General features: G+C 65.8%; 12 protein-coding genes. 2 read left to right on the top strand and 10 right to left on the bottom strand.

From position 1 onward, the window contains the following. The 8 genes from P2Q66_RS13620 to truB all read right to left on the bottom strand — a co-directional run. Nucleotides 1–2222 (bottom strand): polyribonucleotide nucleotidyltransferase (locus P2Q66_RS13620; RefSeq protein ID WP_275728926.1); only part of this gene is annotated, 2222 nt, incomplete at its 3' end. 240 nt (nucleotides 2223–2462) lie between these two features. Next, a complete protein-coding gene (gene rpsO / locus P2Q66_RS13625) occupies nucleotides 2463–2732 on the bottom strand; it encodes a 30S ribosomal protein S15 (RefSeq protein ID WP_013600532.1) in 270 nt (89 codons plus the stop codon). Between the two features lie 216 nt (nucleotides 2733–2948). Then, nucleotides 2949–4208 (bottom strand): aminotransferase class V-fold PLP-dependent enzyme, encoded by a 1260-nt coding sequence (locus P2Q66_RS13630; RefSeq protein ID WP_275728904.1) that lies wholly within the window; start codon nucleotides 4206–4208, stop codon nucleotides 2949–2951. Further along, the gene (kynA, locus tag P2Q66_RS13635; RefSeq protein WP_275728907.1) at nucleotides 4205–5059 is read right to left on the bottom strand and encodes a tryptophan 2,3-dioxygenase; all 855 of its coding nucleotides are present in this window, start codon (nucleotides 5057–5059) and stop codon (nucleotides 4205–4207) included. The genes P2Q66_RS13630 and kynA overlap by 4 nt, the downstream gene beginning before the upstream one ends. 90 nt (nucleotides 5060–5149) lie before the next feature. Further along, nucleotides 5150–6133 (bottom strand): bifunctional riboflavin kinase/FAD synthetase, encoded by a 984-nt coding sequence (locus P2Q66_RS13640; protein WP_275728909.1) that lies wholly within the window; start codon nucleotides 6131–6133, stop codon nucleotides 5150–5152. A gap of 79 nt (nucleotides 6134–6212) precedes the next feature. Beyond that, nucleotides 6213–6665, bottom strand: a complete 453-nt coding sequence (locus P2Q66_RS13645) for a hypothetical protein (RefSeq protein ID WP_275728911.1) — start codon at nucleotides 6663–6665, stop codon at nucleotides 6213–6215. Nucleotides 6666–6684: 19 nt separating this feature from the next. Then, nucleotides 6685–7038, bottom strand: a complete 354-nt coding sequence (locus tag P2Q66_RS13650) for a hypothetical protein (protein ID WP_275728912.1) — start codon at nucleotides 7036–7038, stop codon at nucleotides 6685–6687. Continuing rightward, entirely contained in the window at nucleotides 7039–7977 is a 939-nt protein-coding gene (gene truB, locus P2Q66_RS13655; RefSeq protein WP_275728914.1) for a tRNA pseudouridine(55) synthase TruB, read from the bottom strand. A gap of 61 nt (nucleotides 7978–8038) precedes the next feature. Between truB and P2Q66_RS13660 the strand changes: the two genes are divergently transcribed. Further along, complete coding sequence (locus P2Q66_RS13660; RefSeq protein ID WP_275728916.1) at nucleotides 8039–9199, top strand: aminotransferase class I/II-fold pyridoxal phosphate-dependent enzyme; 1161 nt, start codon at nucleotides 8039–8041, stop codon at nucleotides 9197–9199. 7 nt (nucleotides 9200–9206) lie between these two features. Here P2Q66_RS13660 and trxA read toward each other — a convergent pair whose 3' ends face one another. Next, nucleotides 9207–9644: a thioredoxin gene (trxA, locus tag P2Q66_RS13665; protein ID WP_275728919.1), complete on the bottom strand. Its 438-nt coding sequence runs from the start codon at nucleotides 9642–9644 to the stop codon at nucleotides 9207–9209. Between the two features lie 2 nt (nucleotides 9645–9646). After that, nucleotides 9647–10132 carry a nucleoside deaminase gene (locus P2Q66_RS13670; protein WP_275728922.1) on the bottom strand — a complete coding sequence of 162 codons (486 nt, stop codon included), beginning with the start codon at nucleotides 10130–10132 and terminating at the stop codon, nucleotides 9647–9649. Nucleotides 10133–10309: 177 nt separating this feature from the next. Between P2Q66_RS13670 and P2Q66_RS13675 the strand changes: the two genes are divergently transcribed. After that, the gene (locus P2Q66_RS13675; RefSeq protein WP_275728924.1) at nucleotides 10310–11440 is read left to right on the top strand and encodes a ScyD/ScyE family protein; all 1131 of its coding nucleotides are present in this window, start codon (nucleotides 10310–10312) and stop codon (nucleotides 11438–11440) included. Nucleotides 11441–11448 lie beyond the last annotated feature (8 nt).

Below are 11448 nucleotides of genomic sequence, written 5' to 3' on the forward strand. Positions count from 1 at the left end.
GCGCGCTCGGTCTCAGCCGCGCCTTCTTCCTCGGCTACCACCGGGGCGAGCGAGAGCTTTCCGCGGTCGTCGATCTTGGTGATTTCCACCTGGACCTTCTGGCCGACGGAGACCACGTCATCCACGTTGTCCACGCGCTTGCCGTTGGCCAGCTTGCGCAGTTCGGAGATGTGCAGGAGGCCGTCCTTGCCCGGGGTCAGCGACACGAAGGCACCGAAGGTGGTGGTCTTGACGACCGTACCCAGGTAACGCTCGCCGATTTCCGGGACCTGCGGGTTCGCGATGGCGTTGATGGCGGAGCGTGCTGCGTCTGCAGACGGGCCGTCGGTGGCGCCAATGTAGACCGTGCCGTCGTCCTCGATGGAGATGTCGGCGCCGGTGTCTTCCTGGATCTGGTTGATCATCTTGCCCTTGGGGCCAATGACCTCGCCGATCTTGTCCACGGGGATCTTCACGGCGATGACGCGCGGTGCGAACTCGGAGAGCTCGTCCGGGGTGTCGATGGCCGAGTCCATGACCTCGAGGATGTGCAGGCGTGCTTCACGGGCCTGCTTCAGGGCTGCTGCCAGCACCGAAGCGGGGATGCCGTCGAGCTTGGTGTCCAGCTGGATGGCCGTGACGAACTCGGAGGTACCGGCAACCTTGAAGTCCATGTCGCCGAAGGCGTCTTCGGCGCCCAGGATGTCAGTCAGTGCCGCGTAGCGGGTCTGGCCGTCCACCTGGTCGGAGACCAGGCCCATGGCAATACCGGCGACGGCGGCCTTCAGGGGCACACCGGCGTTCAGCATGGACAAGGTGGAGGCGCAGACAGAACCCATCGACGTCGAACCGTTGGAGCTGAGCGCCTCGGATACCTGGCGGATGGCGTACGGGAACTCCTCGCGGGACGGCAGGACCGGCACGAGGGCCCGCTCTGCCAGGGCACCGTGGCCGATTTCGCGGCGCTTGGGCGAGCCCACGCGGCCGGTCTCACCGGTGGAATACGGCGGGAAGTTGTAGTTGTGCATGTAGCGCTTGGTCTTGACCGGCGACAGCGAGTCGATCTGCTGTTCCATCTTCAGCATGTTCAGCGTGGTGACACCCATGATCTGGGTTTCGCCGCGCTCGAAGATGGCGGAGCCGTGGACTCGGGGCAGGACCTCAACCTCGGCGGTGAGCTGGCGGATGTCCGTCAGGCCGCGGCCGTCGATGCGGACCTGGTCCTTGAGGATGCGCTGGCGCACTACGTGCTTGGTTACCGAGCGGAATGCTGCGGACACTTCCTTGTCACGGCCTTCGAACTGCTCGGCCAGGGCGGCGGAAACCTCGTCCTTCAGCGCGTCTGAAGCGTCATTGCGCTCCTGCTTGTCCGCGATCTGGAAGACAGCAGCCAGCTTTTCAGCGGCAGCTGACTCAACAGCGGCGTAGACGTCGTCCTCGTAGTCCAGGAAGACGGGGAACTCAACGGTGGGCTTGGCTGCACGGGAGGCCAGGTCAGCCTGCGCCTCGCACAGAGCCTTGATGAACGGCTTGGCAGCCTCGAGGCCCTCGGAGACAACCTCTTCGGTGGGGGCGGTGGCGCCCTGTTCCTTGATGAGGTTCCAGGAGTTGTCCGTCGCTTCAGCTTCGACCATCATGATGGCGACGTCGTCACCGGCGATGCGGCCGGCCACAACCATGTTGAAGACGGAGTTTTCCAGCTGGGAGTGCTTGGGGAAAGCAACCCACTGGGAGCCGTTTTCGTCAGCGACCAGGGCAACGCGGACGCCGCCGATGGGGCCGGAGAACGGCAGGCCGGACAGCTGGGTGGACATCGAGGAGGCGTTGATGGCCACCACGTCGTACAGCTCGTCCGGGTTGATCGCCAGGACGGTGACCACGATCTGGACCTCGTTGCGCAGGCCCTTGATGAAGGCGGGGCGCAGCGGGCGGTCCATGAGGCGGCAGGCCAGGATGGCTTCGGTGGACGGACGTCCTTCACGGCGGAAGAACGAGCCCGGGATGCGGCCGGCAGCGTACATGCGCTCTTCGACATCGACCGTCAGCGGGAAGAAGTCGAAGCCTTCACGCGGGTGCTTGCCGGCGGTGGTGGCGGACAGCAGTGCGGTGTCTTCGTCGATGTACACCATCGCTGCGCCGGCTGCCTGCTTGGCGAGGCGGCCGGTTTCGAAGCGGATTACACGCTTGCCAAAGCGGCCATTGTCAATGACTGCTTCTGAGAACTGGATTTCGGGACCCTCCAAGAGAGTCACCTCCGTTTCTTTCTTACGGAGTCCAGCCGCATCAACCCAGCCAGCATCTGTCTACTGGCCCTGCACCCGGTCATCGATCGAGACCCACGGGCCGGGGCTTCAGTCAACGAAGCCTTCCCGGGGATCACTACCGAGGACCGCGAATGCGTGATGCGGTTGATCCTCCTGTTTAGTTTTTATTTGAAGAAGGCGGCCCGTTCCATGCCGGAAAGGGCCGCCCCCGAAGTGCGACTAGCGGCGCAGGCCGAGGCGCTCGATGAGCGAACGGTAGCGGGCGATGTCGGTCTTCTTGAGGTAGCTCAGCATGCGCTTGCGGCGACCAACCATGGCCAGCAGACCGCGCTGGGTGTGGTAGTCGTGCTTGTGCTCCTTCATGTGCTCAGTCAGATCCTTGATCCGCTGGGTCAGGACAGCAACCTGGACCTCGGGTGAACCCGTGTCGCCTTCGCCGGTTGCGTATTCCTTGATGATGGACTGCTTTACAGCGGCGTCAAGTGCCACAATAACTCCTAGTAAATGTGCCGTGAGGGCCCAGGTCAGAAAATCACTGCCGGGTCTGCCGCCGCGGCATAACCCCGGAAGAACCGGGATGCCGTACGCAACAGGAACCAGCCGCCACGGACTGCAGCCGGATCCATCGTCCAGTTTACCGGCCGCGGCCTAATGTTGTCGAAACAGGGGGCGCCGGAGAGCCGCTGCAGGAAGACGGTGCCCGAGTCAGCCCTGGAGCCGGTCCCGGATGGCGGCCATCCCGTGCAGCACTTCCTGGAAGCTGGTGCTGAGGGGCGACAGGCCAACCCGGATGCCGTGCGGAGACCGGAAATCGGGGATGACGTCGTCGTCCCACAGCGCTGCAACCGTTGCCTTCGTAAATCCGGGGTGGTCCACGGTGATGTGGCTGCCCCGCTCCCCCGGATCACGGGGCGTCGCCAGTTCAGCCCCCAGGGGTGCCAGCCATTCATCGAACACCTCGACGGCGAAACCCGTCAGTTGAACCGACTTCTTCCGGATGGCCGCCATGGATGCTTCCTCGATGAGGTCCAGGGTGCCGCGCATGGCCAGCATCCCGAAGATTGCGGGAGTGCCGCTCAGGAATCCCCTGATGCCCGCCGCAGGCTCATACCCGGCCGCCATCTCGAAGGCATCCTTCCGGCCCATCCAGCCCCAGATGGGCTGGTTGAGCGAGGTCAGGTGCCGCCGGTTGACATAGGCGAACGCGGGCGAGCCCGGACCGCCGTTGAGGTACTTGTACGTGCAGCCGGCAGCAAAGTCCACGCCGGCGCCGTCCAGGTCGATCTCCACGGACCCCGCGGAATGGCAAAGGTCCCACACCACCAGCGCGCCGGCGTCGTGCACGGCGGCAGTGATGCCCGGAAGGTCCGCCAGGTGGCCGGAGCGGTAGGCGATCTGGCTCAGGAGTACGACGGCGGTGCGCGGCCCCGTTGCGTCGCGCACCTGGTCAACGGTCACCCCTGCGGCGGGATCTGTTTCGATCCAGCGGAGCGTCAGGCCCTCCTCCAGGGCTATGCCTTCGACAAGGTAGCGGTCCGTGGGAAAGTTCTCGGTGTCCAGGACCAGTTCGTTGCGGTCCGGGTCAGCCACCGCCGCCAGTGCCGCGCGGATCATCTTGTACAGGACCACGGTGGTGGAGTCGGCAATGATGGTCTGCCCCGGGGCGGCACCCAGGACCGCCCGGCCCAGCTGGTCGCCGATGGCCTGCGGCAGCTCCAGCCACTCCTCGTCCCAGCCGCGGATCAGGCGCCCGCCCCAGCCGTCGCGGATAAACGCCCCGATGTCCTCGGGAGTCCGTATCAGCGGACGTCCCAGGGAGTTGCCGTCCAGGTAGGACAGCGGCGTGTCTGTGCCGATGAAGTGGGCACGGAACCGGGCCAGCGGATCCTGCCGGTCGAGCTCAGCGGCACGCTGCCGCAGTGCATTGCCTGTTGCCGGGGAGGGATGTGCCTGCTCAATGCTCATTGTCCGATCTCCGTCCTGACAGCGAATAATTCCGGGAAAAAAGTCAGCTCCAGGGCCTTTTGCAGGAAGGCTGCGCCGCTGGAGCCGCCGGTTCCGGATTTCATGCCGATGGTCCGCTGGACCGTCCGCAGATGGCGGAAGCGCCACAGCTGGAAGTTGTCCTCAAGGTCAACGAGCTCCTCACAGGCTTCGTAGGCGCCCCAGTTGTCCGCGGCGTGCTCGTAGATGTGTTTGAAGAGCGGCACCAGTTCCGGGGTGAACTCGTGTGCCTTGGTGACGTCGCGTTCCAAAACGGCGGCGGGGACATCGAATCCCTGGCGGGCAAGGTAGGCGAGGAATTCGTCGTAGATGCTGGGCGCGGCGAGCAACTCCTCCAGCATGGCGTGCGCCTCGGGATCTGATTCGAACACCGGAAGCATTTTGCGGTTCTTGTTGCCCAGCACGAATTCAACCGCGCGGTACTGGCTGGACTGGAAACCGGACGAGTTGCCCAGGAAGCCGCGGAACTGTGAATACTCCGTGGGCGTCAGGGTAGCCAGCACGGACCACTGTTCCGTGAGGGTTTTCTGGATGTGCTTGACCCGCGCGATGCCCTTCAGCGCCGAGCCGAGATCGTCCGCGCGAAGCCAGGCGGCAGCGCTCCGCAGCTCATGCAGCACGAGCTTCAGCCACAGTTCGGTGGTCCGGTGCTGGATGATGAACAGGAGCTCGTCATGGTGTTCGGGCTTGCTGACGGGCTGTTGCGCGCTCAGCAGGGTGGGCAGCTGAAGGTAGGAGGCGTAACTCATCCTCGAGCTGAAGTCGCGGACGATGCCCTTGTCCAGCTTGCGGGTGTTCTTCTCGACGGACACGTACTGCCTTTCCTTGCTGACACCCCGGCAGGCCTGCCAAGGTGGCGTGGGTCTGAACCGGCGCCGTCCAGGTGGCAGGTCAGCGGCTCTTCAGCGCCTGGTCAGCAGATCATGCGCCTGGACAACGTCCAGCTTCATCTGGTCAACCAGGGCTTCAGGCCCACGGTAGGCCACCATGCCGCGGAGACGCTCCACAAATTCAACAATTACTGTCTGGCCGTACAGATCGAAGTCCTCAACGGCTTCCCTGGGCCGGTCGATGACGTGCGCCTCCACCTGCCGGCTGACGCCGTCGAACGTGGGGTTGGAGCCCACGGAGATGGCGGCGGGCCAGCGTTTGCCGGCCTGGTCGACAAGCCAGCCGGCGTAAATACCGTCGGCAGGGATCAGCCCGCTCGAGTTGGACGCGAGGTTGGCCGTGGGAAACCCGAGGGCGCGTCCCCGCGCGGCGCCGTGGACAACCTCGCCGCGCATCCGGTGGGGGCGGCCCAGCACGGCCGCGGCCGTGGTGACGTCGCCTTCCTGCAAGGCTTCCCTGACCCAGGTGGATGAGCAGCGGCGGTCCTTGCCGTCGTCGTCATGCAGGGGATAGCCCTCGGAGCCAAACTCGCTGATGACCTGCACCTCGAATCCGAACTTCTGGCCGAGCATCTTCATGGTGTCCAGGTCGCCGGAATTGCCGCGGCCGAAGCGGGCGTCGTGGCCGATCACCACATGGCTGGCGTGCAGGCAGTCCACCAGGTACTGCTCCACGAATTCCTCGGCCGTCAGGCTGGCCAGGTCCAGCGAATACTTCACCACCAGGACCGCGTCCAGGCCAAGTTCGCCCAGGGCCTCGAGTTTGTCGTCCAGGCCCATGATCAGCTGCGGCGCGGCTTCGGGGCGGTGGACCAGCGCGGGATGCGGGTCGAAGGTGACGGCAACCGCCCTGGCATGGGTGAGCCGGGCTGAGCGGATCAGCTGGGACAGCACCTGCTGGTGCCCGCGGTGAACGCCGTCGAAGTTCCCAAAGGTGACAACAGATGGGCCGAAGTCCGCCGGGACTTCGGACGGATCGTTCCAGATGTAGACCATCACCCTCGCCTTTAACTGCCTGCAAGCATCAACAATCCGCAGCCATGCCGGCCGCGGAACTCTTCAAGGTTACCTGCATTCACAGCGCGGTTTTCCCGTGCGATGGCCTGCGCCGGTACAGCCACACCAATCCGAGAATCGGGAGCAGCAGGGGGATGAAGCCGTAGCCGCGGCCAAAGAGGGACCACACGGTTTCGTGCGGGAACGCCACGGCGTCGAACACGCTCAGGGCACCCACCACCAGCACGCCCACGAGTTCCACCAGCACTGCGGCGAGGGACACCTTGAACCAGGTGCTGCCTGCCTTGGCAAGGGACACCGTGGCCACGACGTAGACCAGGGCGGCGAAGGCGGAGAGCAGGTATGCCAGCGGAGCCTCGGAGAACTTGGTGAGGATCTGGTAGCCGGCGCGTGCCGAGGCCGAGATGGCGAAGACGGCGTACACCGCGATCAGCAGGCGCCCGGGACCGGTGTTGCGGGTGTTCCGGGCGGGGGCGTCACCGATAGCGGCGCGCGGGTGCTGCTCTTTCACGTTGTGTGCTTCTTCCACTTCAGTACCAGATCTGGTTCATGCGGGCGGCCATCACCAGGGCGGTAACGCCGACGGCGGCCAGGACGAAATTGCTCCACCGCGTCCGTTCCAGGATGGACCAGTAGACGGCGGCCGGGGGCAGGAGCATGGCGGTGGCGAGGTAGCCCCAGAATTCCCAGGCTTCACCGGCAATGGGTTCACCGGCGATGACGCGGATGATGGAACCCACAAGGTAGACCACCAGGGCGACTTCGACGGCCGCCACCGACAGGATGGTGATGTCGTTGGGCGCCTTCTTAAGGATGCCCGCCACCAGGCAGATCCCGGTGGACACCAGACCCACCACCAGGATGATGTAGAAATAGGCGTCCATCTAAGCTTCCCCGGCGTTGGTGACCGCTGGGCTGCCGTTGCCGGGTGCGAAGACCAGGACGGGTTTGGCGTAGCTTCCGGCGTCCGCCAGGAGGGCCACCAGGCTTCCGTCGGGCGCAAAGGCGGCGGCCGGATGGTCGGCGGTGGCTGCCGCTGGACTTCCCGGGGCTGCGCCGGCGGCAATGCGCCGGCCAAAGGAAATCTCCGTTGTTTCATCGGGGGTGAGCTCGCGGTTGGGCATCAGCGCCCGGGCCGCCTGGGACATGTCCAGGACGTTCAGTTCCTCGGCAAGCTGTTCGAGGGTGCGGGCCTGCTCCAGCGAGTACGGGCCGACATGGGTGCGGCGGAGCGCGGTGAGGTGGCCGCCCACGCCCAGGGCGTTGCCCAGGTCCCGGGCCAGGGCACGGATGTAGGTTCCGGAGGAGCATTCCACCGTGACATCAACGTCGACGAACCCGGCTGCTTCATCCCGGCGGATGCCGTGCACCTCAAACCGGTGGATGGTGACGGGGCGGGCGGCGAGCTTAACATCCTCCCCGGACCGGACCCGCGCGTAGGCGCGTTCGCCGTTGACCTTGATGGCGCTGACGCTGCTGGGCACCTGCTGGATGTCGCCCGTAAGGGCGGCGACGCCGTCGTGGATTGCCTGCTCTCCAACCGCGGCGGTGGGGGCCGTGGCAATCACTTCACCCTCGGCGTCGTCCGTCACCGTGGACTGGCCCAGGCGGATGGTGGCGGTGTAGGTCTTGGAGGTACCCACGATGTAGGTGAGCAGTCGGGTGGCCTTGTTGATGCCGACCACCAGCACTCCGGTGGCCATCGGATCCAGGGTCCCCGCGTGCCCCACTTTCCGGGTACCTGCGAGGCGCCGCATCCGGCCAACCACATCATGGCTGGTCCATCCCTGCGGCTTGTCCACTATCACCAGTCCAGAAAGCACGCCTCCCAGTATATCGGCGCTGGTGGGGCCGCCCGCGCACCCGCCGGTTAGGATGGCAGGCATGCCTGAGCTTGCCGCCCATGTCCGCGACGTGCCCGTCAACCAGATCCGCGAGATCACCGAGGCTGCGTGGCGGACCCCCGGTGCACTGGTCCTCAGCATCGGGGAACCGGGGTTCCCGCTCCCCCGCCATGTCCTGGAGGCCGGCATGGCCTGCCTGGACAGGGATGAGACCAACTACACCCCCAACGCCGGCATCCCTGCCCTGCGCGAAGCCTTTGCGGCGAGGTTCCGCGAGGAGCAGGGATGCGATGTCGGCGCGGACCGGGTGTACGTGGTGGCCGGCGCGCAGCAGGGCCTGCACCTGGCCATGAGCCTGCTGCTCTCCCCCGGCGACGAGATCCTGATCCCCAACCCGGGCTATCCCACGTTCGCCATGACCGGCAGGCTCCTGAACGCCGTCCCCGTGGGCTACCCGCTGTACCCGGACAACGGCTTCCAGCCCAGGCCGGAAGACCTTGAGGCCCTCATCACGGACCGGACCAAGGTCCTGGTCCTGAACTCGCCGTCCAACCCGCTGGGCGCGGTCCTGGGCGGGGACCTGACCCGGGAGCTGATGGACCTGGCCCGGCGGCACGATCTGTGGGTGATTTCAGATGAATGCTACGAGGCCTTTACCTACGATGTGCCTCACATCAGCCCGGCAAAGTTCGACGGCGGGACGCCGGGTGAAGCGCGCGTCTTCACCTCCCTGACGCTGTCCAAGACCTACGGCCTCACCGGCCTGCGGATCGGCGCGCTGGTCTGCCCGCCCGGGCTGAAGCAGAAGATGGACAACGTGATGGAGTCGATCGTTTCCTGCGTGGCGGCGCCGTCGCAGTATGCCGCGCTCGCGGCCCTCACCGGCCCCCAGGACTACGTGCAGCACGCCTCCGGGCACTACAGGGAGAACCGGGACGCTGCCTCTGCCGTCCTCGATTCCCTGGGGATTCCGTACCTGCAGGCCCAGGGTGCGTTCTACCTGTGGGCTGACGTCTCCCACGCCAGCGGCGGCGATGTGCGGAGCTGGGTGCGCCGCTTCCTTGCGGACTCGGGTGTTGCGCTGGCGCCCGGTACCGCATTCGGATCCATCGGTGAAGGTTGGGTGCGCATTGCGTTGTGCGGGCGGAAAGAGGACCTGCTGGAGGGCCTGTCCCGGTTGCCGGCGCGGAAGCCCAACTAAAACCGGGTCAGCGGGCGGCGCCGGAGAGCGCCCCGTCCAGCCAGGACCGCAGGACGTTGGCGGGCGCGGCTCCGGCCTGCCTCGCGGCCACCCTGCCGTCCACCAGCACCATCAGCGTGGGGATGGCCTGCACGTCGAAGCGGCGGGACAGGCCAGGTGCCTTGTCCACGTCCACCTTGACCAGCTTGATCCGGCCCGGCCGTTCGCGCGCCAGCTTGTCCAGGACGGGGCTCACCATGCGGCACGGACCGCACCAGTCAGCCCAAAAGTCCACAAGCACCGGAACTGGCGACCGTTCCGCCACCACCCCGAAGTCCGCGTCCCCGGCGTTCACGATCCACGGCAGCCCTGCCTTGCAGTTGCCGCAGCGAGGCTGGCCGGCCGCCTGCGCGGGAATCCTGTTGGTCTTTCCGCAGGCCGGGCAGGCGATGAGCGTTGGTTCCATTCCTAGTACTCCTTCCGGTGCTTGTGCTCACCCCACGCCTGGAAGGGAGCGTCCGACGCCGGAACATCACCCCGCGTGACCGGCATCAGTTCCGGGCGGGATCCGCTGAAGTACTCGTAGAAGAGGGCATCGTCGAAACCGGCTGCAGCGGCGCCGTGGCGGTCCGCGGCGAAGTAGACCCGGTCGATGCGCGCCCATAGGGCGGAGGCAAGGCACAGCGGGCAGGGCTCACAGCTCGTGTAAAGAACGGCGCCACGGAGATCGAACGTGGCGCGTGCCGCAGCGGCGGTGCGGATGGCCACCACCTCGGCGTGGGCCGTGGGATCGTTGTCGCGGGTCACCCTGTTGACGCCCTCATACACGCGGCCGTCCGGGGTGACCACCACTGCGCCGAAAGGTCCGCCGCCATCCCCCACGTTTCCGGTGGCCAGTTCCACGGCCTGCTTCAGGTAGCGGGCGGCGTCGTCGAAGTCTCTTGCCATGGTCATAGCTAGATCCTAGCCATGGGCTGGCTGTTAGGGGGTGAAATTAGGGGGCGCATTAGGGGGAAAGTCCCCACGACATTCTTGACCGGCAGGCATATTCTGGCGCCCGGGGGTTTCCGAATTTTTGCCTCTCGCGAGGCTCCTTATCCGGCCCGCCAGGGCGACAACCCGGAGTACCCAATGAAGAGAAAGCTCACCCTGATCGCGTGTTTGGCAACCGCGGCTGTCATAGCCCCGGCAAGCGCCTCCGTGGCGTCTGACCGGGACCACCGCCACGAGCCGGAGGCCACGGAGCTCGCCGGCGGGCTCGTTTCACCGCTGCACCTCGCCGTAGGAACCAATAAATCCGTGCTGGTGACCCAGGATTTCGCGGGGAAGCTCAGCCGCGTCAACAGGGACAAGACCGTTACCAATATCTACCAGGCTGCTGCTGGCTTTGGCGTGGCGGGGGTGGAAACCCGCGGCGCCACCACATTCTTCCTCGAAACTGCCGGTGCCGGCTCACCGAATCCTGCCGAGCTGAAGGGCTTTCTGAAAGCGATCAACCCCCGCGGAGACGTCCGGCAGATAGCTGACCTGGCCGAACATGAGAGGAAGAACAATCCCGATGCAGGCCAGGAGTATGGGTTCGGACGGGACGCCAGCACCAAGTGCCTGGATCAGGCGGCAGCGATTGCGGATGCACCACCGGCACGGTACAACGGCGCCCTGGACTCGAATGCCTACGCCACGGCTGTCCAAGGCAACACGGCTTATGTCGCCGACGCCGGAGCAAACGCTGTCCTGAAGGTCAACATCCACTCCGGCGCCGTCAGCACAGTCGCAGTCCTGCCTCCCCGACCGTCAGTTCTCACTGCAGACGCCGCCGCCGCCTTAAAGGCGCCGGACTGCGCAAATTTCAAGTATGGTTTCGAACCCGTTCCGACTGACGTGGAAATCGGCCCGGACGGCTGGCTGTACGTGACATCGCTTCCAGGTGGACCTGAAGTCCCTGGCCTGGGCGCACGCGGCGCGGTCTTCAAGATCAACCCGTGGACCGGGCATACGAGGCTCTGGGTGGATGGCATCCTCAGCCCCACGGGCCTGGCAGTGGCAAACACAGGTGACGTTTACGTGGCCTCGCTGTTCGGCAACGAGATCCTGAAGTTCAGCGCATGGAAGGGCCACCGGTCAGTGTTCCTGCCAGTCCCCGCGCCGGCCGATGTGGAGGTCCACGGCCGAACTTTGTATGCAACGGTGGACGCCTTCAACCCGACCGCCCCACCGCCTCCCCCTGCCGAAGGCCGGGTGATCAAGGCCGACATCCGGTAGCAGCGCAC

It is taken from the genome of Arthrobacter sp. Cr_A7 (assembly GCF_029222765.1).
Classification (GTDB): Bacteria; Actinomycetota; Actinomycetes; order Actinomycetales; family Micrococcaceae; genus Arthrobacter.

Coding starts and splice junctions, on each gene's coding strand:
- trxA (WP_275728919.1), bottom strand. CDS start 9,644: ATGGAACCAACGCTCATCGCCTGCCCGGCCTGCGGAAAGACCAACAGG.
- P2Q66_RS13675 (WP_275728924.1), top strand. CDS start 10,310: ATGAAGAGAAAGCTCACCCTGATCGCGTGTTTGGCAACCGCGGCTGTC.
- P2Q66_RS13640 (WP_275728909.1), bottom strand. CDS start 6,133: ATGGTCTACATCTGGAACGATCCGTCCGAAGTCCCGGCGGACTTCGGC.
- P2Q66_RS13670 (WP_275728922.1), bottom strand. CDS start 10,132: ATGACCATGGCAAGAGACTTCGACGACGCCGCCCGCTACCTGAAGCAG.
- P2Q66_RS13650 (WP_275728912.1), bottom strand. CDS start 7,038: ATGGACGCCTATTTCTACATCATCCTGGTGGTGGGTCTGGTGTCCACC.
- P2Q66_RS13660 (WP_275728916.1), top strand. CDS start 8,039: ATGCCTGAGCTTGCCGCCCATGTCCGCGACGTGCCCGTCAACCAGATC.
- P2Q66_RS13630 (WP_275728904.1), bottom strand. CDS start 4,208: ATGAGCATTGAGCAGGCACATCCCTCCCCGGCAACAGGCAATGCACTG.